Origin of the sequence: Metaclostridioides mangenotii (genome assembly GCF_018917235.1) — a bacterium.
In the GTDB taxonomy this organism is placed as follows: domain Bacteria; phylum Bacillota; class Clostridia; order Peptostreptococcales; family Peptostreptococcaceae; genus Metaclostridioides.
In genome coordinates, this window is the sequence record NZ_JAHLOF010000001.1 from 535,187 (window position 1) to 560,302 (window position 25,116).

The following is a 25,116-nucleotide window of genomic DNA, read 5'->3' on the forward strand; positions in this document are numbered from 1 at the left end:
AATTACCTCCCTTATAATGTCCATTCGATTACAGAAGATCCCCATGTAAGACCTCCACCAAATCCAACTACCACTATCTTTTCACCTTTTTTTAATTTTCCTTCTCTATATGCTTCATCTAAAGCAACTGGTATAGAAGCCGCAGACATATTTCCATATTTATTTAAATTAACAAATACATTGTCCATATTAAGCTCTAATCTCTTAGCAGACGCCTCTATTATCCTAACATTCGCTTGATGTGGAACGTATAAATCTATATCTTTCGCATCCAAATTTGCTTTTTCTATAGCGATTTGGGAAGTTTCAGCCATCTTTCTTACTGCAAATTTAAATACATCACTACCTGCCATGTGAATTGTATGCATGTCGTTCTCTACTGAATCATGACTAGCTTTTATCCTAGATCCACCTGCAGGTATCTTTAGATAGTCTCTTCCCTTGCCATCTGCACCTATATATGTGGATAGGATTCCACCGACTTCTACTCTACCGATAACTGCAGCCCCAGCGCCATCACCAAACAATACAGATGTTGTTCTATCATTATAATTCAAAACTCTAGAACTAGTTTCTGATCCAATTACAAGTACATTATTGTAGGTGTCGTTTTCTATAAACTGTTTTGCTATAGTTAAAGCGTATACAAAGCCTGTACATGCAGCTGAAACGTCAAATGCAGCAGCATTAATAGCACCTATTCTATCTTGAACTATACAAGCTGTAGACGGTAAAAGCATATCGGGAGTAAGAGTAGCTAAAATTATAAGGTCTATATCTTCAGGATGTAAATTAGCACATTCTAAAGCCTTTTGTGAAGCTTTAACAGCTAAATCAGATGTAGCTTCGTCTTCCGACGCAACTCTTCTTTCTTTAATACCTGTTCTAGCTGTAATCCATTCATCAGATGTATCCATAATGCTTTCAAAGTAAAAGTTATCAACTATTTTCTCAGGCAAATAGCTCCCAACCCCTAAAATTCCAGATTTTATCTTCATAATTATATATTAAACCTCCAAAGAGCTTTACTCTTCATCTCTATTTTTATCAACATTTTCGTCATCTTTACCGCTGTTGTCCTCTGCTTTTGAATAATCTTTGATAAATTCTTCAATGTCATTTACTACTTGCCCCGTAGAGAACTTGATGCCTTGATTGATGGCATTTTTAATAGCATTTGCATCAGAGCTACCGTGTGCCTTAATAACTCCTCCATTTAGTCCTAGAAGTGGAGCTCCACCGTACTCAGAGTAATCCATAAAGCTTTTTAATTTTATAAGGTCGTCCTTTAATAAAAGTGCGCCTAATTTGCTCTTAGTACTAGACAGAAATGTCTGCTTTATAAGATCAAGCACTGAAAGAGCAACCCCTTCAGCTGATTTAAGAAGCATATTCCCAGTAAAGCCATCGCATACTATAATATCTGTATAAGAGTTTAGTATTTCTCTAGCTTCTACGTTTCCTATAAAGTTTAGATTTAGCTTCTTAATCTCTTCATAAGATTTTTTAACTAATTCATTTCCTTTACCTTCTTCTAAACCTACATTTGCAGTAGCAACTCTAGGATTGTCCATACCTAATACTTTTTTAGAGTAAATACTACTCATAGCTGCAAATTCACAAAGATTCTTAGGTTTACAATCAGCATTTGCTCCACAATCTGCTATTAAAGTCATTCCACCCTTTACATTTGGTATTGCTGAGCACAGACAAGGTCTATCTACTCCTTTTATTCTACCTACTACAAAAAGTCCACCTGCAAGGAGCGCACCAGTGTTTCCAGCTGAAATTGCAGAATCTGCAATTCCTTCTTTTACAAGATTAAGTGCTACAACCATAGACGAATCTTTCTTTTTTCTTATAGCTTTAACAGGTTTATCTTCATTTTCAATAACTTCTGTAGTACCTAATATCTCTAACTTGCTTTTATCAAATTCATATTTGGAGAATTCTTTTTCTAATACTTCTTTATCTCCTGTAATTATAATATCTATATTGTATTCCTTTATTGCCTTAACTGCTCCTTCAACTGTTGAATAAGGAGCATTATCTCCGCCCATTCCATCAATAACTATTTTCATATCTTTGCCTCCTATATTTACAAAATTTTACACTAAACAGTTAGACTAGTATATCCTCATATTTTATATCGTATATACTAGTCTATCTCTTCAAATATAAAATCTCCTTTAAATACTTGTTCGTGATTTCTACTATTTACAACGACTTTTACAAAATGATTTTTTCCATCTTTTTTATGGACTTCTGCTTTTGCAATGAGTCTATCTTTATTCTCTATCATTTTTATACAATTTATATCTGCAGACCTTAGCATTACCTTTGGAGCATTGACTATAGCCATCGAAAGAGAGCTCGTCATAGAAAATACATACGTATCTCTAACTGTATTGGTCTTTGTATAAATCATATCATCCGTAATCTCTAACATGGATATACCAAGTTGCCCAACAGATAACTCAATTATTTCTCCTATTATCTCTTGTTTACCAAGAGTTTTGACTTTGGATCCTTGAGTTTCTGCTATACTCTTAAGTCTCTCCCTAAGTTCAGGTATATTTAAACCCATTCTATCAAGTCTTATAGTTTGGATACTGACATCAAATAAACTAGATAATTCTTCGTCGGTGTAAAAAGGATCTCCTTTTAAGATCTCAACCAGTTCTTTCTGTCTTTGGGCCTTGCTTTTTTTCTTCATATAACCTCCAAATTTATAGCAGTAATTAGTACCAGCTACTAATAGTAGTATATAATATCAAATAAAGTTTTTCAACACTAAATTATTTATTTTACATTATTTATATTGATTTTCCATTGTTTTATATTATAAAGTTGATACTAAATACTATAACCGAATAATAAAAATATATATATAATGCTCATAATAAATTGAATTACACTCAAAAAAGGTTGTTTCAAAAGCGATTATTTAATCGCTCTTAAAACAACCTTTTTATAAAAATAAAAATACTAAATATTTTTATTTAAGCCATTTCCCAAAAGATTGAATCCTTCAAAACTGATTGACCAATTGCTCGTACTAGACAATTAACTTTATAAGCTTGTACTCTACTAGAGTAGTCTTTCTCTTACAAACACTCGGTCAATCAGTTTTGAGGCAACCTCTTTAAATACTATTTAGATACTACTTCTTTACCTTTATAATATCCACAATCTGGGCACACTCTGTGTGATAATTTTGGCTCATGACATTGTGGGCAACTTACGAAACCAGTTGCTTCTATTTTTGAGTTAGCTGCTCTTCTCATATCTCTTTTTGATTTAGATGTTTTACGCTTTGGTACTGCCATTTACGCCACCTCCTTAGTCATTTTTAAATAAATCTTTTAATTTAGCAAAACGGGGATCAATATCACCCTCGTCATTTGTATCTTCATTGCAAGAACATTCTTTTATATTTAAATCAGCTCCGCATTTGTAACATAGGCCTTTACACTGTTCATCACAAAGAACCTTGCTTGGTAAATTAAAATCCAAGGTCTGCTCAACTATATCTAATAGATCAATTTCTAATCCATCATAAAAAAACGCATCGAAATCTTCAAATTCGTCTTCTATATAGTCTTCGTCTTTTACAAGAAAACCTTGTATATTGTAATTTAAAGGCACTTTAACATCTTTTAGACATCTTGAACAACTTTCAAGAATAGTGAAATCAACATCCACATCTATGTATAGTCCAGATTTCGATTTTGTTATCGCACCTTGAAGATTCAAAGGTGATGCTAAATTAAAAACATCTCCACGATAACTAATAGTATCAATATTTTCACTAAAATTCAAGTCTGTCTTTTCAGTTTCTTTTCTGTTAAGTTTTTCTACACTGATTATCATTAAATTCACCTCAAAACTTTACCAAACTTATTATACAAATCCAGCATTTATTTGTCAAGTATTTTTACTTGATAGATGATTTTCGCAAAATTCAATAAACGCCAAAACATTTGTCATAATTATTATGACAAATGTTTCGACTTTTTATTAATATTTTTTACTATTATTTTACTAAGTCTAATGTATCTCTTGCTATAACTAACTCTTCATTAGTTGGTATTAATAATACCTTTACTTTTGAATCTGCTGTAGAAATAACTGTTTCTTTTCCTCTTACATCGTTAGCTTCTTTGTCTAATTTCATTCCTAAGAATTCAAGGTTAGATGCCATCTCAGCTCTTAATGCTTTACCGTTTTCACCAACACCTGCTGTGAATACTACTGCATCAAGTCCGTTCATTTCTGCTGCATATGCGCCTATATATTTTTGAACTCTCTTAACATAAGTATCTAATGCTGCTTGAGCTCTTTCATTTCCTTCAGCTGCAGAAGTTTCTATATCTCTAAAGTCTGCTGATACTCCCGACATTCCGAATACTCCTGATTTTTTGTTCATTAAGTTATCTATACCATCAGCATCTAAGTTTTCTTTTCTCATTAAAAATGGAATTATAGCTGGATCTATATCTCCACATCTAGTTCCCATTATTAATCCTTCAAGTGGAGTGAATCCCATTGATGTATCGACACATTTTCCACCATCTATAGCTGCTATTGAAGCACCATTTCCTAAGTGACAAGTTACTATCTTAAGATCTTTTATGTCTTTTCCTAGCATTTCTGCTGCTTTTTCAGATACGTATCTATGAGATGTTCCGTGGAATCCATATCTTCTTACACCGTATTTAGTGTATAATTCGTATGGAAGACCATATAAGAATGATGATTCAGGCATTGTTTGGTGGAATGCAGTATCGAATACTCCAACCATTGGTACACCTGGTAGTATAGCTTTACAAGCTTCTATTCCCATTATATTTGCTGGATTGTGAAGTGGAGCTAGATCAATGCACTCTTTAAGAGCTACTTCTACCTCTGGAGTTATTAATACAGATGAAGCGAATTTCTCACCACCGTGAACAACTCTATGTCCGACAGCATCTATTTCTTTCATATCTTTAACAGCACCAAATTCAGGATCTACTATTGCATCAAGTACAAGCTTAATTGCATCTTTGTGATCTTTCATAGGTTGCTCTATTACAAGCTTATCATCTTTTCCTTCTTTTTCATGTTTAAGAACTGATCCATCTATACCAATTCTTTCAACTAATCCTATACATTGAACTTCTTCACCGTTCATATCTATTAATTGATACTTAAGTGAAGAACTTCCGCAATTTAATACTAATACTTTCATTTCCATCCTCCTAATTTTTTACAGTTATGTATACAACTCTATATTTGACAAATACTTAAGTTGTATTCATAATATAGCTATTTTACTATATTGCATTAACGATTTTAACATAAACAATATAACATTTTTTCACATAAAAGTATAGACCTTTCACTCATTATTTTCAGAATCATGCAACTATATAGGTTTTTTTATCCAAAAAATATAAAAACATTATAATGATAATTTAATATGTATACAATTTTGCTATAATAAAAGTAGCTTGTACTAATATAACTTACACTAATTAATAATAATCTACAAGTTTTGTTACACTATAAAAATACTTTTGGTAAAATTTACTAATATAAGATATTTAAATTATTGATATTAAAAGGAGAACCTTTATGAATATATTAGGACTAGTAGTCGAATATAATCCATTTCACAATGGGCACTTGTTTCATCTAAATGAATCAAAGAAAAAAACTGAAGCTTCACATACTGTAGCAGTAATGAGCGGAAATTTTCTACAAAGAGGTGAGCCAGCAATTTTAGATAAGCATACTCGCGCTGAAATGGCTGTGAGAGCTGGAGTAGATCTCGTTATAGAATTACCTACTCTTTACGCATGTCAAAGCGCTGAGTTGTTCTCATATGGCGCTATCACTACCCTAAATTCATTAAACTGCATCAACTCAATATGTTTTGGCAGTGAAGTAGGTGATATAAGATTGCTTTATGCTATATCTGATATATTATCATGTGAGCCTTTAGAGTTTAAAGCATCATTAAAGACTTATCTTGATCTTGGTATGCTTTTTCCAACCGCAAGAAGTAAAGCATTAATCGAATATATATCTAAACATAATATAAATTCTACAAACAATAACTACAGTTTAGTAAATATTGAAGAAGTCCTTAACAACCCTAACAATATACTTGGAATAGAATATATTAAGAGGCTAATTAAGCTAAATAGCTCTATTAAACCTTACACAATAAAGAGAATACAGTCTGAATACAATTCTACAGTAATGACAGGCTTTATATCATCTGCAACTGCGATACGAAACAAATTAAATGCATGTGAAAATTTAGAAGAAATCGAAAATGCTATGCCCCTAACTTCTTATCAGGTTCTAAAAAACAAAATAGATGAAAATAATTTACTTATGCATGATGAACTATTCTTTGATACACTAAAAGCAACTATTTTTAGAGATAAAGAAAGGTTGACAGATATATTTGAGGTCAACGAAGGCATCGAAAATAAAATATATAAAGAAGCTTTTATAGCAAAAAATGCAAATGAATTAGTAAATTTAGTTAAAAGTAAAAGATATACAATGACTAAGGTTAAAAGAATCCTTAATAACATACTTCTAGGAATTTCTAAGGATGAAATTAATAAAGCTAAAGAAGTCGAAACTATGCCTTATGTAAGAATATTAGCGTTTAATAACAAAGGTAGAGAGATTTTAAAAGAAATAAAAAATAACTCTGAAATCAAAATAATAAATAAATTCTCTAATATAGAGTTTTATCTAGATGATCCAAATTTTAAAAATCTAATACAAAATGATATAAGAGCTACAAATATATACAATACGGTATATTTAAAGGGCAGAAAAATAAAATTTAAAGGTCCTAATGACTTTTACGCAAAACCTTTTTATCTCGATGAATAATTTTTCTTACTCATAAAAATAAACACCTATTAATATACATTCTATAGATAGAAAATATTATAATTAGGTGATTTATTATTATGAATAAGAGAAAAATATTTTTATTTTTGGCTCCTGCTTTTGTTGTTTTAGTACTTATAATTGGAATAGTAGTATTTCCAGTTGAATCTATTGCTGCAGCCAAGGAAGGTATAGACATATGGTTAGATATTTTAGTTCCATCACTACTTCCGTTTATCGTAGGAGCGAGTTTGATTGTAGATTTAAAAGTAATAGATATTATTGGATTTATAATTAATCCTATAACGAAATTTATTTTTAATGTTTCAGGTAAAAGTGCCTTAGTATTTGCAATCTCAACTATATCAGGTTATCCAGTAGGAGCGAAACTAGCCTCTGAGTTTAGAGCTAAAGAGCAAATATCACAAACAGAAGCTCAAAGGCTCGTATCTTTTTGTTCTACTTCTGGTCCACTTTTTATAATTGGGTCAGTAGGTACTGGGATGTTTAAAGATTCTGCTCTAGGATATTTAATGATTATATGCCACTACTTGGGTACGATTACAGTAGGTCTACTTTTTAGAAACTATGGTTGGGAAATGTTATCTAAATCTAAAAAATCTTTAAGAGAAAACATTAGAAGTGTTGTAGAGACTAAAAGTTCAAATGGAAATTTCTTTGTTATGTTTGGTAATGCAGTATACAACGGAGTTAATACACTACTTACTATAGGCGGATTTGTAATAATATTTTCAGTAGTATTTAGAGTTCTATTTCTATTTAATATTATCCAAATTGTATCTTTTATAATTCATATACCGCTTTCATTGTTTGGCATCACGGAAGAACTATGCAATGCCTTTATAAGTGGCTTCTTTGAAATTACAATTGGATGTAACAAGATATCGCAAGTTATGAGTAACTCTGAGCATATAAAAGCTACTCTTGCTAGCTTTTTGATAGGATTTAGTGGGCTTTCGATACTGTCTCAATGTTGTACTTTCTTAGCAAAAACAGATATCAATATCAAACTCTACATATCAAGTAAATTTTTACATGGTTTGTTTGCTGCTATTTTTTTATTTTTACTATACCCAATCTTTAAAACATCAGTAGTTACATCAACGTTTAACTTTTCAAGTAGTATTATATTTGACAATGTGCTTTGGGTATCATATATGAATTACTACAGAATAGTTGTTTATATAACAATAACCACTTACATAATTTCAGCTATATCAAAAATGGATAAGTTTAGATACTTTTCTAAATATTTTTACAGTAAATTTAATAAAATTAACTAATAGACTATAGAATATAGTATAATTAATCTTATCAGAGGATCATTGTATAAGTATAGAATATCAAACTGATAGGAGTGATTAATTGTGTTAACAAGGGCTGTCGAAATTGAAGAATACAGGAAAATAATGAAACTTTTGCATAAAGGATTTAAATATGTTGAAGACGGTCAAGAAAAAACATTCAGAAAAAACGAAAGAATAGCATTGGCACTTATGTTAGAAGCCAACTTAGGTCTTAAAATAACTGATATCCTTAAACTTAAAGTCTTAAATTTTAATGGGAATACTTTAGAAACTAAAAATAAAAAGACTGGTCAAATCCAAAGTCGTCCCATAAACAAAAACATAGTTGAAGTAGTTAAACAGTATGTTGAAGATAGATCTCTTCAATATGATGATTATTTAATTGACATAAAAGTTAAAACTATACAAAAACAAATAAGAATCATTTGTAAATATCTAGACCTACAAAATATTAGTACAAATAGTTTTAGAAAATTATTTGCAACTACACAATTCAAAAATAACAACTACAACCTTGAGATAGTTAAAGAGCTTTTAAATCACAGCTCCATTGAAACTACTCAAAAATATATTGGCGCTTCCAAGCAACCAGTAAATGAAGCGAGTGAAAATTTCTTTATCGAATAAATTCGCAACCTGTATTTGATATCTAGAAAAATAAAAAGACTTAGAAGTAATTAAACTTCTACGTCTTTTTTAATTTACTTTTTTGGTCTAAGTTCTTTTTTATTCTCTATTATTTCTTCCAGCATATTTTTTAAATTGTACTCAACACTAGAAAGTACATCTTCTGCATACTCAATTGCTCCAAGTCTTATTTCATGTGCGACAGTTTCTGATTTTTCAACAAGATCTCTCGCATGTGCCTCAGCCTTTTTCATAGGTTCACTAGATTCGACGTAAGCTTTAACTGCTTGTTCAGAATCTTTTTTCATGTTCTCAACTTCTGCTGAATACTCTCTTTTTATTCTTTCTGCTTCTTTATTGGCTTGTTCTACGATATTTGAAGCTTCTTGTTTAGCCTCATTTATAAGCTTATGTCTCTCTTTATTAATCCAAACTGCTTGATTGATTTCCTCAGGAATCAAAGCTTTTATGTCGCTAATTACAGCTAAAATTTCATCCCTATCAACAGTACATTTCTGAGAAAAAGGAAGAGACGATGCATTTTTTACTATTCCTTCTAATTCTGCAAATAAATCTAATAATTCTAAGTCTATCTTCATAATTAATCCCCCTTTTGGCTCTTTTTCTTAAGTTCTTTTAAAACGACATCTGGAACCAAGTTTTTGATATCAGCATCAAAAGCCAATACTTCTTTTATTAGTGATGAGCTAATAAAAGAATAATCAGTACTACTTGGGAACATTATAGTCTCTATATTAGGACTCAGCTCTTTGTTCATACGAGCCATTTGAAGCTCGTAGTCCACATCAGATCCGCTTCTAATTCCCCTGACTAAAGTGCTTACTCCATTTTCTTCACAGTATTTTACAAGCAGTCCATCAAAAGAAACAACTTTTACATTATCTAAATGATCTAAACAAGACTCGATCAGACATACTCTCTCATCAAATGTAAAAAGCCCTTTTTTATTTGGGTTATTTAAAACTCCTATTTGAAGTTCATCAAAAATTCGAGATGATCTATTGATTATATCTAAATGTCCATTAGTGATTGGATCAAAACTACCAGCAAACATCGCTCTTCTTACTTGCTTATTCATTTATATCCTCCAATTTATAAAAAGTAAGTGTAGTATTTCCGTATTTTTTATTTCTATTTTTTTCTAATCTACCTAAATTTTCTGGAAATATATCAACACTATCGTGTTCTACTACTACTATAGAATCTTCGTTTAGCAAATCGAAATCATCAATCTTCTTTATAGCCTCTATAAACATATTTTCATAGTAAGGAGGATCTAAAAACACTATATCAAACTTTCTATTTTTTAATTTAAGTGAATTTAAAGCATTGCTAAAGTCAGAATTTATAACTTCACTCTCATTTACAAAGTTTGCTTTTTTGATGTTTGAATTTAAAACCTTTATACTCTCTTTATTTAAGTCTACAAATACGCATTCTTTAGCGCCTCTTGAAAGGCATTCAAGACCAAGCGACCCAGTACCTGCAAATAAATCTAAAACGTCGCTATCGAGTATATACGGGTTTATCATGTTAAACAGAGATTCTTTTATCCTATCAGTCGTAGGACGTATATTATCATTCTTCGGAGCATTGAGTTTAAGACCTCTTGCTCTACCAGAAATTATCCTCATCTAATTGTTCTCCTTTTTACAAAATTCAGCTCAAACTATATTTTAACACAAATATTGACTAATTGAGAGCAACTTCTTCTAATAAATCTTTAAATTTTTCTATAATTTCATTTTTTAATAATTTATTTTCTCTAAGTTGAAGTTTCCGATCCTCACCGAGTATATATCTTGCTTCTTTCTGAGCTAGTTTTAGTATCTTCATATGTTGAAATAAATTTGCTACTTTTAACTCTGGTAATCCGTGTTGCCTTGTTCCAAAGAATTCTCCAGGTCCTCTAATTTCCAAGTCCTTTTCAGAAATTTTAAACCCATCATTTGTCTCTTCCATTATAGCCATTCTCTGCCTACAAACTTCATTTTTAGAATTGTATATAAGAATGCAATATGACTTATGGATTCCCCTACCAACTCTTCCTCTTAGCTGATGTAGTTGCGCTAGACCAAATCTTTCGGCATTTTCTATAATCATCAAAGTGGCATTAGGTACATTTACTCCAACTTCTATTACTGTAGTAGAAACAAGTATATCTATATTTCCTTCTTTGAATTCACTCATTACACTATCTTTTTCACTTGCCTTCATCTTTCCATGAATAAGTCCTAACTTTAAATCATCAAAGTAGTTTATCCTCAAATCTTCAACTAGTTCTACAGCAGACTGAGCTTCAATAGCCTCACTTTCTTCTACTAGGGGACAAACAATATAGACCTGTCTACCCTTTATAACCTCATCTCTAACTAAAGTATTATAAGCGGAATCTCTTTTTTTCTGTTCTATTGCAATAGTCTTAATAGGCTTTCTACCAGGAGGTAATTCATCTATTATAGATATGTCTAAATCTCCGTAAAGTATAAGAGCTAGAGTTCTAGGAATAGGTGTCGCAGTCATAACTAATACATCAGGATTATCACCTTTTAATGAGAGCTTACCCCTCTGCATAACCCCAAAGCGGTGCTGTTCATCAGTTACAACTAAACCAATATTATCAAATTCAACCTTATCCTCTATTAAAGCATGTGTCCCTATTAATATATCAATTTCCTTATTTTTTACTCTTTCTAAAACATTCTCTTTTTGCTTTTTAGTTAAACTTCCCACTAAAAGCTCACTTTTTATACCGAAATTACTTAATACTTCATTAAAAGATATGTAGTGCTGATGTGCTAAAATCTCAGTAGGTGCCATTATTGCCCCTTGGTAACCGTTTAATACGCAGTTTGCAAGAGCTAGCATTGCCACAATAGTTTTACCACTACCTACATCCCCTTGTACTAATCTGTTCATCACTTTATCAGATTCCATATCCAAAATTATCTCATTTAAAGAATTTGCTTGCGCTTTAGTTAATTTAAATGCAAGCGAATCTATAATCTCTTTTATCCCATCTTGGCTATTAAACTGAATTCCTTTTGATTCACTTCTGCCGCTTTTAAACATGAATAAACCAAGCTGTAGAATTAATAATTCTTCAAAAATTATTCTATATAGTGCTACTTTTAGAGACTCTTTACTTTTAGGAGTATGTATATTTTTAATTGCATATTTTATACCACAAAGATTGTACTTTTCAAGTATTGAACGTGGCATATACTCCTCAATCTCTAATTCCTCTGACTCAAGAGCTGTATTTATCATATTCATCACATCTTTGTTAGAAACACCATATGTGAGAGGATAAACTGGCATTAATCTCCCAGTTTGTTTTGGAGAATTTGTAAGATACTCAATTTCACAATTATTAAGCTCAATTTTATCATTTCTAATTTTTACTTTTCCGAATGCTAAGATACTGTCTCCTACTTTATATGTATTTTTTATATAACCTCTATTAAAAAAAGATAATCTAGCATGTCCAGATTCATCCTTAACATGTATATTAGTTATCGTCATTCCCTTTCTCGGGCTAAATGTATTTACACTCGATATAATCGCTTTAATAGTAACTTTTTCATCGTCTTCTAATTGAGCAATTTTCTTAATATTGTTTCTATCTTCAAAGGTTCTCGGAAAATAATATAGTAACTCCTTAAGAGTGAATACTCCTAGTTTTGCAAGTTTTGATGCCCTTTGAGGCCCGATTCCCTTGATAAATTGCACGTCTTTTTTTAAATTATTCACACTATCACCTACTATAAAAAAATCCTGTATAACCCAACTTAAAAAAGTAATCTGATTATACAGGACTTATAATATCATTATTCAACTGAAATTAAATAGTAATAAAGAGGCTGTCCACCATAATATAGCTCAATATCTATATCTTCATATTTTGCTTCTAATACGTTACCTAAATCAGAAGCTTGGCTTTCAGTAACATCTTCTCCATAAAATAAAGTTATTATTGCAGTGTCTTCATCTACCAAGTCATCTATAAGTCTTACAGTAGTTTCTTCTACATCATCCCCTGCTGCAAGTAAATCTCCTTCAGCTATTCCGATAATATTGCCTTCTTTGACATCTATACCGTTCATAACTGTATCTCTAACAGCAAATGTAACTTGACCTGATTTAACAGCTTTTAAAGCTTCTAACATAGATTCTTCATTTTCCTCGGCGCTTGCTTCTCCGTTAAAGCTTACTAAAGCTGAAAAACCTTGTGGAGTGTTTTTAGTCGGTAGTACTATAATATTTTTTTCACTAAGTTCCTTTGCTTGATTTGCGGCCATAATAATATTTCCATTATTTGGAAGTATGAATATATTTTTAGCATTTATTTTTTCTATAGCCTTCATAAAATCCTCTGTAGAAGGATTCATAGTTTGGCCGCCTTCGATTACGTGATCCACACCAAAATCTTTAAATATTTTTGCTAAACCTTCTCCCATAGAAGTCGCTATAAATCCGAAGTCCTTTTCTTCTGCTGTAGCACTAACTTGTCCTTGTTCTTCTTTACCTATTTCAAGTAGAGTATTTTCATGTTGTAATTTCATGTTTTCAATCTTTATAGTAAGAAGTTGTCCATACTGAAGTGCTTCTTGTAAGACGTTTCCAGGATCATTTGTATGAACGTGTACTTTTATAACCCCATCATCACCAACTACAGCCAAACTATCACCGTAGTTTAACATAATATCTCTTATTTTTGTATCTTCTACTTTATCGCTTTCTAGTATAAATTCTGTACAATACTGGAATTTAATATCATCACTAGAAATGTTTTTATTATGCTGAGGTATACCTGTAACTACCTCAGTAGTCTTATCACTTTTAGTTATTGATTTTCCAAGTAAAGTCTGGTACATACCTTCATATATACATACAAGCCCTTTACCCCCAGAGTCCACAACACCAGCGTCTTTTAAATTTTTAAGAAGGTCTGGAGTTCTACTAAGCGAAGCATTTGATTCTTTTACAACTAAAGACATAAATCTAACAATATCTTTTTCTCTGGAAGCTAATTTAACAGCATACTCCCCACTCTCTCTAACAACAGTTAGAATTGTACCTTCAATTGGTTTTATTACTGCCTTATAAGCAGTATCAGAACCATTTTTAAATGCTTTCGCTAAATCTTGAGTAGAGAGCCTCTCTTTCCCTTCTATTGATTTAGCTATACCTCTTATTATCTGAGATAGGATTACCCCTGAGTTTCCTCTAGCTCCCATAAGAGAACCTTTAGAAAGAGACTTACCTATATCTGTTATATCGTCATTTGCTACTTTAGACAGCTCTTGTATGGCATAAGAAATAGTAAGTGACATATTTGTACCTGTATCACCATCTGGAACTGGGAAAACATTCAGCTTGTCAACTAAATCTTTGTGATTTTGGAGATTGTTTGCACCTGAAATAAACATCTCTCTAAGCTTTTTTCCATCTATATATTGAATCATATTCTTCCTCCCGCGAAATTACTTAACTCTGATACCTTGTACATTAATATCAATTCTACTTACTTTTAAGTTAGTATTAGTTTCTACAACATATTTAACTCTTTCTATTATGTTGTTGGCAACTGTAGATATATTTGTACCGTATTGTATTATAACATAAAGCTCTATTGCAATGGTATCTTCTTCTATTTCCTCTACTCTTACACCTTTAGTAGCATTTTCACCTTTTAGAAGTTCCACTATTCCTTTTGATTTAAAAGCAAGTCCTACAAGACCGTAACTTTCCATAGCGGCTCTGTACGCTATCTGAGCGATCACTTGATTATCTATTTTTATATATCCGTATTGGTTAGTTATAGCATTCATACTTTAACCCCCTTAAATTTTTTGTTTATTCTTTATTCTTCCAATTGTATTGGAAAATATAATCATATCATACTATAAATAAAGAATAATTTAAACCTTTCTTCTCTTTTAAACCTTTCGTTAAAACTGTGGTAAATAATTTTATAATTTGGTACAATTTTTTATGCTAAACATATTTACTTTAAAAGAAAATATATATATAATTTTATATGATAATTAGAATTTCTTCAATATATGTTACGTAAATATATATATTTCTATTGAAAGTCTTCGCTATTTATGATAATATAAATATGTTTTTAGTCTCTAAATAGTTATCATTTAAGGAGGTGTACACAAATGGCAAAAGTATGTAGTGTATGTGGTAAAGGTAGAGTATCAGGACACCAAGTAACACATTCAAATAAACACAATAAAAGAACATGGTCAGCTAACTTAAGAAATGTAAGAGCTCTAATAGATGGAACTCCTAGAAGAGTAAAAGTTTGTACTAGATGTCTACGTTCTGGTAAAGTTGAAAGAGCATAAGTCAAAATTGACTTACTATAAAAGCCTACTTCCGAAAGTAGGCTTTTTTGTTTTATTTTCTTTTAAATTTTCTCATAAATCTAAGTATTATATTAGATATCCATCTCGGTAATCTAATTGTAACTATTTTCACCGACAATCACCCCAGACTATATAGTAAAAATCAACTAACAAAAAAATAATAGCGCTCCACATCCAATAAGTATCAATGCAGTAAGTGTCGACCAAATCCAACCAGGTAATACTAATGATAAAATAGTAGCTACACCTATAGATAAACAAAGCATGCCTATTAAAACCTTAGATTTGTTGTTGTTTCTCATTACACACCTCCACATAGATTAAGTACATAAACCTTTCTATATATAAAACTTATTCTATAAGAATTGTCTTTATTCCATTTTTATTTAATTTTAGTTTCTTTTCATTATATTTATAAGATTATTTAATAAACTATTGACCTTTACCTAACGTAAAGGTGTATATTTGAAATTAACATAGGTAAACAATAAGATTAATATTCAGAAAGGGGTGCTTTATGGAGTACACAGTTAACAAACTATCAAAATTAGCCGGCATTAGTTCTAGAACTCTAAGATTTTATGATGAAATCGATCTATTAAAACCAAATAGAGTTAATTCTTCCGGTTATAGGATTTACGGTGAGAAAGAAGTTAATAAGCTTCAGCAAATTCTATTTTACAGAGAGCTAGGATTAAAATTAGATAGTATTAAAGATATAATAAACTCGAGTGAGTTTAACGAATTAGGTGCACTTAAAGACCACCAAAAAAAATTATTAGAAAAGAAAAAGCAAATAGAACTTTTGATTACTAATGTTGGAAAAACTATAAAATTAAAAGAGGGTAAGATAAAAATGAATGATAACGAAAAATTTGAAGGATTTAAAGATAAACTTCTAAATGAAAATGATAAAAAATATGGTGACGAGATACGAGAAAAATATGGTGACAAGACTATAGATGAGTCATATAAAAAGTTTAAAGGCATGTTAGAGGAGGATTTCCGTGTTATGGAAGAAATGAGTCAGGAAATCCTTAAAAAGCTTAATAAGGCATATAAAACTGGCGATCCAAGCTCCCCTTTAGCTCAAGATGTTTGTGACTTACACAGAAGATGGCTAGGGTTTACATGGAATGGCTATTCTAAGGAAGCACATAGAGGCTTAGCTCAGATGTATGTAGATGATGATAGATTTACTGCTTATTATGATAAAGAGCAACCTGGGCTTGCTGAGTTCCTTAGAGATGCTATAAACGTTTATACTGAATAGTTTATTATTTATAGTTAATGAAGATATCTAGGTATTGTTGATTTGCTTAGGTAGAGATATAGCAGGGATGAAATTCGGCCCCTTCAGCTTGGACTAAAGGCTGCAAATGTCGCCTACATTCCCATCCCTCTATATACTATTTATTTCTGATTACCAACAGACAACCTTTCTCAACTATAATCCTACACGTATCTTTAAGCATTACATTAGATATCCCTATAGGTTTTGAATACTTCATATAATACCTGTCAAGAGGATACTCTAAGTCTAATAAAGTGACCCCTACTGCATCACCTTTAGCCGCTACTACAGATATTGTATCGCCTCTGTTACCATGCAATTCCATCTCTCCGTCTTCAAGCAAGTATATATCTTCCTTAGTCGATAGAATTCTTGAATATATTCCGTACTCTTTTGTATAGTAAAGTAACTTAATATTCGCCATCGTATGATCTATTCTTCCGCCAAGAGATCCAAAAAAATCTATTTGATCTGCTCCAAGTGTCTTAGCTAAATAGATACATAACTCAGTATCAGTTTCATCCTTTTTAGTTGGAAACTTTTTAAATGATACTCCAGCATCTTTATAATAATCTATTCTATCTAGATTTATTGAATCTAAATCCCCAAGAATATAATCTGGGATTATATCCATTTCGTACGCATGATTTGCCCCTCCATCAGAACAAATTGTACAGTCGTATTTTTCATCTAAAATAACTTTTTTAGTTTTTTTGTAATTATCTATTTTACCATTTAGTATTATACATATTTTCATATTAAATTCGCCTTACTTTTTGTAGCATTTTCTCTTAGCGATTTAACAGCGCTTTCTATACTGTCACTACCAAATATTGCAGACCCCGCAACTAATATATTAGCTCCAGCAGCCACTACATCACCTATATTAGAACTTTTAACTCCACCGTCAACTTCTATATCAATATTTAACCCTTTTTCCTTTATTATGCTCTTTAGTTCTTTTATTTTGTCGAGTACACATGGTATAAATGACTGCCCTCCAAAACCTGGGTTGACCGACATTAATAATACCATATCAACATCTTCTAGTATATGCTTGATACTTTCTATTGGAGTAGCAGGATTTAATGATACACCTGCTTTAATTCCATATGATTTTATATTTTGTATTGTTCTGTGAAGATGTACACAAGCTTCTTGATGTACAGTTATGATATCACAACCTGCATCCACAAAATCTTTTATGTACATATCCGGGTTTTCGATCATAAGATGGGCGTCAAACACCATATTCACGTCTTTTCTTAAACTTTTTACTATAGCTGGACCTAGAGTTATGTTAGGCACAAAATGTCCATCCATTACATCTATGTGTAAGTATTCACAACCTGCTTTTTCAACCTTCTTTACATCCTCAAGTAATCTTGCAAAATCAGCCGATAAAATCGACGGCGCTAATTTAATCATATTATATTAATACCTCCTACTGTTATATTCTCTAATTTCTCCTAGAAGTTGTAAGTAACTATTATACCTTTCTTTAGATATATCTTCATTTTCTACAGCTTCTTTTACTCCACATTTTGGTTCATTTTCGTGTATACATTTATTTCCAAACTTACAGGTACTAAACTCATCAAACTCTATGAAATATTCTTTTAGTTCCTCTTCTTCGATTTCGTCCACAGATAGAGAACTAAAACCAGGGGTATCCGCTACCATACCTCCAAATTTAAGTTTAAATAATTCTGCATGTCTTGTAGTGTGTTTTCCTCTTTTTATCTTATTACTTACTTCCCCAGTTTGAAGTTTAAAATTTTCATCTATCTCATTTAATAGACTTGATTTACCAACTCCAGATGGACCTGCAAACACTGTTACACTACCCTTTAATTCTTCTTTTACTTTATCAATATTTAAATTATCGACGTTGCTTACAGGTATTACCTCATATCCACATTTTTCATATACATTTTTCATATTCTCAAATGAATACTCGATATCAAGGTCTACCTTAGTTAAGACTATCACAGTTTCTAATCTTTCTCTCTCTGAAAGAACCAAAAATCTATCTAAAAGGGATAAATTTAAGTTTGGGTTTTTTATTGCAAATATAATTAAAGCTTTATCTACATTTGCAATTGGTGGCCTAATAAGCTCTGACTCTCTTTCTTCTATTTCCTCAACAACACCTTTTTTTTCAATCTCATCAAGAACATTTATCATTACTCTATCACCAACTAGAGGAGTAATCTTATCTTTTCTAAGTATTCCCCTAGCCTTGCATTCATAAAGCCCCTTATCTGTATCTACGTAATAAAAACCACTTATTCCTTTTACAATTTGTCCCTTTAACATTAAATACCTCCCATTCTTATATTTGTATACTTAATCGAATCCTATTCTAAAAAATAAAACATATTATTTTAAATAGAAATTTCACAAAACTACTATTTTCTTTAATATATATAATTTTAATATATATTTATCTAAATAACAATTCCACCATTTGGACTTAATACTTGTCCTGTAAAGAAATCTGCCTTATCTGATGCCAAAAACAATGCACAATTGGATATATCTTCTGGTTTTCCTAGTTTCATTAAAGGAGTTTCTTGCCTGAACAACTCAAGATCATCACTGTTTACTTGTTCCAACATATCTGTAACAATAGCACCAGGTGCTATACAATTCACCTGTATATTAGACGGTCCTACTTCTTTTGCAAGAGCTTTAGTAAGTCCTATTATACCAGCTTTAGAAGCGGAATAATGAACTTCAAAAGAACCTCCAGCAATTCCCCATATTGATGAGATGTTTATTATTTTACCCTTTTTTTCAGAAATCATATGTTTAAGAGCAGTTTGTGTACAAAGATACACGCCTTTTAGATTAACGTTCATTAGGTTGTCCCAATCTTCATCAGTTACATCTGTAAATAACATTCCTTTTGCAACACCAGCGTTATTAATAAGTATATCTAAATCACCAAATTCTTTTAAACAATATTCAAACATTGCCTCAACTTCATCTCGCTTACTTACATCAGCTTTAAACGCTTCTACAGAAAGGCCCTCCGATTTTAATTTATTATAAAGTTCCTCTGCATTTTCTTTAGATTTATTGTAGTTTATTAAAACATTGTATCCTTCTTTAGCAAATTTTTCTGCCATATTACTTCCAATACCTCTAGAAGATCCTGTGATTAAAACAGTTTTATTTTTATCCATCAATATCACCTCATTAAATATTTGATCTTAAATTATATACATTTCAAAAAATTGAGGCTATCTCAATTAATTGAGACAGCCCTAATATACGTGTATTTCCTTTAGTTATACTTCAAAATAATTAGTATTTCTGATTCTTTATTAGTTTAAAAATACTCAAATTGTACTATCAATTTATATAAAATTAGATCTAACAAAAACTTTTATTTATGCTAAGACTTATTCAGTATCAGTTCCAGCTCCACCAGTCCCTGATCCACCTGAGCCTGTGTTTCCTGAACCTCCGGTACCTGTTCCACCTGAGCCTCCAGTACCGCCTGATCCTGATCCACTTGATCCTGATCCATCTCCATTATTGTTGTTGTTTCCTGTTCCATTATTGTTATTGTTTCCTGTTCCATTATTGTTGTTGTTTCCTGTTCCATTATTGTTGTTGTTGTTTCCTGTTCCACTATTGTTGTTGTTTCCTGTTCCACTATTGTTACTGTTTCCATCATCTGTAACTGGTGGCTGAGTAGTGTTATCTTCGTCAGTTTTATTATCTTCAGGATCTACAACATTAGATTCTTCTGACTTTTTACTTACAACTAAGTTTATTCTATCTCCCTCTTTTATACTAGATGATCCTGATCTTGGACTTTGACTTAGTACTGTACCCTCTTTTTCGGAATTACTGTACTCGTATTTAACTGTTCCCAGTTTTAGATTTGATTCCTTAAGGGCTTCTTTAGCATCACTTAGAGTGAGTCCTACGACATCTGGAACCGATATACTATCTGGACCCTTACTAATTATTACAGCGACTTCATCACCCTTATCTAATTTGGTTCCTGCTGGCGGAGTCTGTGATATTATACAGTCTTCTTCAACATCATCACTGTTCTCACTTCCCTTAACCTTAATGCTTACACCTAGTTTGTCTAACTCTGTCCTAGCTTCATCTAGTGTCATATTTACGAGATTTGGTGCTACCGAATCTCCTCCCCCAAGTGCTGGTTTTATAAGAAAGTTATACGCTAGAGCAAATTGAGCCATAAGTACTATAAGTAGTAATACGGCTACAACCTTTAGTCTTCTCCTAGTCTTTGGACTATCCTTCTTTTTCTTTTTCTTATTCTTTTTTCTTTCTCTTCTCTTTGATCTTCTGCTTTCCTCTTCATAATCTTCATCGTCATCTTCATAATCATCTTCGTCTTCCTCTTCATACTCATCATCATAGTCATCTTCCAAATCAGGAATAGGAGTCGGATTCAATTTATCTGACACCGATTTATTCTCTAAGTTTAATATATTAGGATCAATCTTCTTAGTCTCAAAATCATTGTACTCTTTTATAAAATCTAGATCTATATTTTTCTCAATGTATTCTATATCTTCAATTAATTCTTCAGCAGTTTGATATCTGTCCGAAGCTGACTTCTCTGTTAATTTTTTTATCAAAGTTCTTACACTTTGAGGTATACTAACCTTTTCATCCGCAGTAAATTCAATATCATCGTTTATATGTTGTAGGGCTATTGAAATAGGGCTATCCCCTCTAAAAGGAACCTTACCTAAAAGCATCTCGTATAAAACAATACCTAATGAATATAAATCTGCACTGTTTGTAACAAACTTACCTTTAGCTTGTTCAGGTGAAAAGTAGTGAACAGAACCTATTACACTACCAATATTTGTTACAGTAGTATTCGATACAGCCTTTGCAATACCAAAGTCTGCTACTTTAACTACTCTACCTTCATTTGATATAAGTATATTATGCGGTTTTATATCTCTATGTATAATCCCTTTTTTATGGGCAGCACCAAGAGCTAATGCAATTTGTTTAGTGATGTCTAAGGCAGTGTATTCATCTAATGTTCCTTCGTTTTGAATGATTTCCTTTAGATTTTGACCATCAACAAACTCCATGACAATATAGTGTACCTTACCATCTTCTCCTACATCATATACATTTACTATATTTGGATGAGATAAGCTAGCTACTGCTTCAGCTTCTCTCTTAAATTTCGTTAAAAATTCTTCATCATCAACAAACTCTGGTCTAAGGACCTTAAGAGCTACGGTTCTATTTAGCAACTTATCTTTAGCTTCGTAAACAAAAGCCATTCCCCCGTCGCCAATTTTTCTGATGATTTCATATCTATTTCCTAAAACTGTTTCTCCCACATTACCACCGTCCTAATTATACTCTTATTAAGATAACAGAAATATTATCTTTACCAGAAACGTCGTTTGCCATATTAATTAATCTTGCACTTAATTCATCTATCTCTTCATCTTTATTTTCAATAATTGTACATCTAATTTCATTGTCACTTACAAATCCTGTTAACCCATCTGTAGCCATGAGAATAAAATCTCCTTCTCTAAGCTTCTTCTTAAAAATATCTACTACAACCATATCATCTGTGCCAACAGCACGAGTTATACGATTTCTCTGAGGATGGGTTTTAGCTTCTTCTTCTGTAATAACATTTGCCATAATTAATTCTTCTACTACAGAGTGATCTATTGTTATTTTATCAAATTTTCTGTCGTGTAACAAATAGCATCTGCTGTCACCTACGTTAGCAACATATATATTGCTATTGTAGATTATTGCAGTAACTAGTGTTGTACCCATACCATCAAATTCCAAAGATTCTTTAGATTTATTGTGTATAATCGTATTTACATTATTATAAGCTTGTTTTAAGACATCATCTATATAGTCAATTTTTATGCTTTCTCTCTGCAATAGATTTTCTTTTAGAAATTTTATGATATTTGAAACAGCTAATTTACTCGCAACTTCACCTTTGTTATGGCCGCCCATACCATCAGCTATTGCAAATATTCCAATTGGTCCAAACTCTGTTTCTATAATTTCTCCCTCACAGTAATCTTCATTGTTCTTTCTTATTTTTCCTATATGGGAGGCACAACTATAATCCATACGATTTCCTCCTTGTTATCACTTATATTTTCTCCTCAACTGACCACAAGCACCACTTATATCAGACCCTCTTGAGATCCTAACAGTGGCAGGTATATTGTGTTTTTCTAAATTATCTCTAAATTTGTAAATATACACTTTATCCGGCTTTTCATATTCCCTTTCATCAACTTTATTTATTGGAATAAGATTTACATGGCATAACATACCTTTAAGTAGCTTAGCTAGTGCTTCAGCTTCTTTCTCAGAATCGTTTACGCCTTTTATCAAGGAGTACTCAAAAGTGATCCTTCTATTTGTCTTTTTAATATAGTAACGACAAGCCTTGATAATTTCATCAATAGTGTAAGTTTTTGCAACAGGCATTATATCTTTTCTAATACTATCATATGGCGAATGGAGAGATATTGCAAGATTTATCGGAATTTCTAAATCAGCAAGATCATAAATCTTAGGTACAATACCACATGTTGATAAAGTTATATGTCTATACCCTAAATTTAATCCATTCTCTTCATTGACTATCTTTAAGAATTTTTTTGAGTTTTCAAAATTATCTAGTGGTTCTCCACTTCCCATCATTACTATGTTAGAAACTCTCTTACCTGTATCTTTTTGAACCTGCAAAATCTGGTCTAAAATCTCCCAAGGTTCAAGATTTCTTACTAGACCGTCAATAGTAGATGCACAGAAATTACATCCCATCCTACACCCAACTTGATTAGATACACATACTGTTATCCTATCTCCGTAGTCCATCATCACTGTTTCTATTATATTTCCGTCTGGCAATAAAAACAAATATTTTTTTGTACCGTCTATTTTAGATTCTAACTTTAATTCCTGCTCTAAAGTACCTATATAAGCACTTTTATCTAATTTTTCTCGTAAAGATTTGGGAATATTTTTCATATCCTCAAAGCTTTCTGCACCCTTATAAATCCACGAAAAAATCTGACTTCCTCTAAATGGCTTCTCACCAATTTCTTTCATGTACTCTTTTATTTCATATTCAGTAAAATTTTTCAGTGCTATTTTTTTCTCTTCCACCACATCACTACCTTACTCTCACTAATTTTGCTATAAAAAATCCATCCATTCCATGTATATTTGGATAAATCTTTAATACTCCACTGCTTTGCTCTTCCTTGTCTATATCTACTGAATCTATAGTATCTAACCTAAAATTGCTGTTATCCTTTAAAAATGCTTCTACAACATCTATATTTTCCTCATCCTGTATTGTACATGTACTATAAACAAGTGTACCACCAACTTTCACATATTTAGAAGAATTATCTAAGATATTCCTTTGAATTATTGGCAGCTCTTTTAAATCTACTTTTTCTTTATACTTTATTTCAGGTTTTCTTCTTACTATACCAAGACCTGAACAAGGTACATCTGTAAGTACATAGTCAAATTTTTCAACACTTTCTTCATCAAACTTAAGTGCATCATATTCTTCAATATCCACATTACTTAATCCCAATCGATCAACTGTAGATTTTATAAGTTTTAATTTATGTTTAAAAACATCTCTCGCAACTACTTTACCAGTATTTTTCATAACGGTTGCTATATGTGTAGTTTTCCCACCTGGAGCACTACATACATCAAGCACAAGAGAGTTTTCCTTAGGATTAATTGTTTTCCCTACTATCATAGAACTAATATCTTGAATTGTAAATAATCCTTGATTAAATAATTCATTATTTTCAATATTTTTTAAGTTTTTAACTTCTATTGCTTCTTCTATATTGTTTACTTTACTACATTCTATACCTAACTTAACTAGTTTTTCTATAAGCTCATCTCTACTAATTTTAATGGTATTTACTCTTATGTAAATATTAGGTTTTTTACTGTTCTCTTCTAATAACTCTTCAGTAAAATCTATACCGAATCTTTCTATCCAAGATTCTATCATCCATTGATTATATGAATATTTAATAGAAAGGGCTTTTGCTTTATCTTTTTCTTCGATATTTTTTATAGTTTCTTTGTTTCTAATTTCATTTCTCAAAATAGCATTAACGAACCCTGATGATCTTTTATCGTATTTTTTGGCTAGCTTTACTGATTCGTCCACAGCTGCATAGTCAGAAATGCTATCTAAAAATAATATTTGATAGGTTCCCATTCTTATTATAGTCTTAACAAATGTAGACATTTTCTTTACTTTTATCTTTGAAAGTTTATTGATTATATAGTCTAGGTAGTATTTATTCTCTACTACACCATAGATAAGTTCTGTAGCAAAACCACGTTCTGCATTTTTTATATCGATATTTTTGAAATGCTTATTAATTGAGATATTTGAATAATTTTTATTTGTTTCTATATCGCATATCACTTTAAATGCAAACTCTCTTGCGTTCATAAATTTTTCTCCTCAAGTTTGTAAAAATAAATTAAGCTGAAAATATCT

At 31.3% G+C, this 25,116-nt stretch carries 26 protein-coding genes; 5 read left to right on the top strand and 21 right to left on the bottom strand.

Annotated features, from left to right (window positions below; translation table 11 throughout):
- Positions 1–11: 11 nt before the first annotated feature.
- From KQI18_RS02535 to KQI18_RS02560, 6 genes are all read right to left on the bottom strand, one after another.
- Complete coding sequence (locus KQI18_RS02535; RefSeq protein ID WP_236887601.1) at positions 12–998, bottom strand: beta-ketoacyl-ACP synthase III; 987 nt, start codon at positions 996–998, stop codon at positions 12–14.
- A gap of 27 nt (positions 999–1,025) precedes the next feature.
- Entirely contained in the window at positions 1,026–2,081 is a 1,056-nt protein-coding gene (plsX, locus tag KQI18_RS02540; RefSeq protein WP_216466046.1) for a phosphate acyltransferase PlsX, read from the bottom strand.
- 77 nt (positions 2,082–2,158) lie between these two features.
- Positions 2,159–2,716: a transcription factor FapR gene (fapR, locus tag KQI18_RS02545; RefSeq protein ID WP_216466047.1), complete on the bottom strand. Its 558-nt coding sequence runs from the start codon at positions 2,714–2,716 to the stop codon at positions 2,159–2,161.
- A 436-nt stretch (positions 2,717–3,152) separates the two neighbouring features.
- Positions 3,153–3,329, bottom strand: a complete 177-nt coding sequence (gene rpmF, locus KQI18_RS02550) for a 50S ribosomal protein L32 (RefSeq protein WP_216466048.1) — start codon at positions 3,327–3,329, stop codon at positions 3,153–3,155.
- A gap of 13 nt (positions 3,330–3,342) precedes the next feature.
- A complete protein-coding gene (locus KQI18_RS02555) occupies positions 3,343–3,873 on the bottom strand; it encodes a YceD family protein (RefSeq protein WP_216466049.1) in 531 nt (176 codons plus the stop codon).
- A gap of 163 nt (positions 3,874–4,036) precedes the next feature.
- Positions 4,037–5,233 carry an acetate/propionate family kinase gene (locus KQI18_RS02560; RefSeq protein WP_216466050.1) on the bottom strand — a complete coding sequence of 399 codons (1,197 nt, stop codon included), beginning with the start codon at positions 5,231–5,233 and terminating at the stop codon, positions 4,037–4,039.
- A 386-nt stretch (positions 5,234–5,619) separates the two neighbouring features.
- Between KQI18_RS02560 and KQI18_RS02565 the strand changes: the two genes are divergently transcribed.
- The 3 genes from KQI18_RS02565 (at position 5,620) to KQI18_RS02575 (ending at position 8,858) form a co-directional block, all read left to right on the top strand.
- The gene (locus KQI18_RS02565) at positions 5,620–6,903 is read left to right on the top strand and encodes a nucleotidyltransferase (RefSeq protein WP_216466051.1); all 1,284 of its coding nucleotides are present in this window, start codon (positions 5,620–5,622) and stop codon (positions 6,901–6,903) included.
- A gap of 80 nt (positions 6,904–6,983) precedes the next feature.
- Positions 6,984–8,207 (top strand): sporulation integral membrane protein YlbJ, encoded by a 1,224-nt coding sequence (ylbJ, locus tag KQI18_RS02570; RefSeq protein WP_216466054.1) that lies wholly within the window; start codon positions 6,984–6,986, stop codon positions 8,205–8,207.
- 84 nt (positions 8,208–8,291) lie between these two features.
- Positions 8,292–8,858, top strand: coding sequence for a tyrosine-type recombinase/integrase (locus KQI18_RS02575; protein WP_216466056.1), 567 nt, complete (start codon positions 8,292–8,294; stop codon positions 8,856–8,858).
- Positions 8,859–8,932: 74 nt separating this feature from the next.
- Here KQI18_RS02575 and KQI18_RS02580 read toward each other — a convergent pair whose 3' ends face one another.
- The 6 genes from KQI18_RS02580 to KQI18_RS02605 form a co-directional block, all read right to left on the bottom strand.
- The gene (locus tag KQI18_RS02580) at positions 8,933–9,457 is read right to left on the bottom strand and encodes a hypothetical protein (protein WP_216466057.1); all 525 of its coding nucleotides are present in this window, start codon (positions 9,455–9,457) and stop codon (positions 8,933–8,935) included.
- A 2-nt stretch (positions 9,458–9,459) separates the two neighbouring features.
- Positions 9,460–9,957: a pantetheine-phosphate adenylyltransferase gene (coaD, locus tag KQI18_RS02585; RefSeq protein ID WP_216466058.1), complete on the bottom strand. Its 498-nt coding sequence runs from the start codon at positions 9,955–9,957 to the stop codon at positions 9,460–9,462.
- Positions 9,950–10,513, bottom strand: coding sequence for a 16S rRNA (guanine(966)-N(2))-methyltransferase RsmD (gene rsmD / locus KQI18_RS02590; protein WP_216466059.1), 564 nt, complete (start codon positions 10,511–10,513; stop codon positions 9,950–9,952). Before rsmD ends, coaD begins: the two co-directional genes overlap by 8 nt.
- Before the next feature lie 58 nt (positions 10,514–10,571).
- Positions 10,572–12,632, bottom strand: coding sequence for an ATP-dependent DNA helicase RecG (recG, locus tag KQI18_RS02595; protein WP_216466060.1), 2,061 nt, complete (start codon positions 12,630–12,632; stop codon positions 10,572–10,574).
- Positions 12,633–12,709: 77 nt separating this feature from the next.
- Positions 12,710–14,347 carry a DAK2 domain-containing protein gene (locus tag KQI18_RS02600; protein WP_216466061.1) on the bottom strand — a complete coding sequence of 546 codons (1,638 nt, stop codon included), beginning with the start codon at positions 14,345–14,347 and terminating at the stop codon, positions 12,710–12,712.
- A gap of 18 nt (positions 14,348–14,365) precedes the next feature.
- Entirely contained in the window at positions 14,366–14,713 is a 348-nt protein-coding gene (locus tag KQI18_RS02605; RefSeq protein WP_216466062.1) for an Asp23/Gls24 family envelope stress response protein, read from the bottom strand.
- 339 nt (positions 14,714–15,052) lie between these two features.
- On the opposite strand from KQI18_RS02605, the gene rpmB reads away from it, so the two are divergent.
- On the top strand, positions 15,053–15,241 hold the full coding sequence (gene rpmB, locus KQI18_RS02610; protein WP_216466063.1) for a 50S ribosomal protein L28: 189 nt from the start codon (positions 15,053–15,055) through the stop codon (positions 15,239–15,241).
- A 167-nt stretch (positions 15,242–15,408) separates the two neighbouring features.
- On the opposite strand, the gene KQI18_RS02615 is transcribed toward rpmB, so the two are convergent.
- Complete coding sequence (locus KQI18_RS02615; RefSeq protein WP_216466064.1) at positions 15,409–15,564, bottom strand: 2-oxoglutarate translocator; 156 nt, start codon at positions 15,562–15,564, stop codon at positions 15,409–15,411.
- Positions 15,565–15,779: 215 nt separating this feature from the next.
- Between KQI18_RS02615 and KQI18_RS02620 the strand changes: the two genes are divergently transcribed.
- Entirely contained in the window at positions 15,780–16,535 is a 756-nt protein-coding gene (locus KQI18_RS02620) for a MerR family transcriptional regulator (RefSeq protein ID WP_216466065.1), read from the top strand.
- A gap of 136 nt (positions 16,536–16,671) precedes the next feature.
- Here the strand turns inward: KQI18_RS02620 and KQI18_RS02625 are convergent, their stop codons facing one another.
- From KQI18_RS02625 to rsmB, 8 genes are all read right to left on the bottom strand, one after another.
- Complete coding sequence (locus KQI18_RS02625) at positions 16,672–17,313, bottom strand: thiamine diphosphokinase (protein WP_216466067.1); 642 nt, start codon at positions 17,311–17,313, stop codon at positions 16,672–16,674.
- Positions 17,310–17,984 carry a ribulose-phosphate 3-epimerase gene (gene rpe, locus KQI18_RS02630; RefSeq protein ID WP_216466072.1) on the bottom strand — a complete coding sequence of 225 codons (675 nt, stop codon included), beginning with the start codon at positions 17,982–17,984 and terminating at the stop codon, positions 17,310–17,312. The genes KQI18_RS02625 and rpe overlap by 4 nt, the downstream gene beginning before the upstream one ends.
- Before the next feature lie 6 nt (positions 17,985–17,990).
- A complete protein-coding gene (gene rsgA / locus KQI18_RS02635; protein ID WP_216466076.1) occupies positions 17,991–18,875 on the bottom strand; it encodes a ribosome small subunit-dependent GTPase A in 885 nt (294 codons plus the stop codon).
- A gap of 131 nt (positions 18,876–19,006) precedes the next feature.
- Positions 19,007–19,747 carry an elongation factor P 5-aminopentanone reductase gene (gene ymfI / locus KQI18_RS02640; protein WP_216466078.1) on the bottom strand — a complete coding sequence of 247 codons (741 nt, stop codon included), beginning with the start codon at positions 19,745–19,747 and terminating at the stop codon, positions 19,007–19,009.
- A gap of 219 nt (positions 19,748–19,966) precedes the next feature.
- Positions 19,967–21,916 carry a Stk1 family PASTA domain-containing Ser/Thr kinase gene (gene pknB, locus KQI18_RS02645; RefSeq protein WP_216466081.1) on the bottom strand — a complete coding sequence of 650 codons (1,950 nt, stop codon included), beginning with the start codon at positions 21,914–21,916 and terminating at the stop codon, positions 19,967–19,969.
- Between the two features lie 16 nt (positions 21,917–21,932).
- Positions 21,933–22,685 carry a Stp1/IreP family PP2C-type Ser/Thr phosphatase gene (locus KQI18_RS02650; RefSeq protein ID WP_216466082.1) on the bottom strand — a complete coding sequence of 251 codons (753 nt, stop codon included), beginning with the start codon at positions 22,683–22,685 and terminating at the stop codon, positions 21,933–21,935.
- Between the two features lie 18 nt (positions 22,686–22,703).
- Positions 22,704–23,735 (bottom strand): 23S rRNA (adenine(2503)-C(2))-methyltransferase RlmN, encoded by a 1,032-nt coding sequence (gene rlmN, locus KQI18_RS02655; RefSeq protein WP_216466086.1) that lies wholly within the window; start codon positions 23,733–23,735, stop codon positions 22,704–22,706.
- Positions 23,736–23,742: 7 nt separating this feature from the next.
- On the bottom strand, positions 23,743–25,068 hold the full coding sequence (gene rsmB, locus KQI18_RS02660) for a 16S rRNA (cytosine(967)-C(5))-methyltransferase RsmB (RefSeq protein WP_216466087.1): 1,326 nt from the start codon (positions 25,066–25,068) through the stop codon (positions 23,743–23,745).
- Positions 25,069–25,116 lie beyond the last annotated feature (48 nt).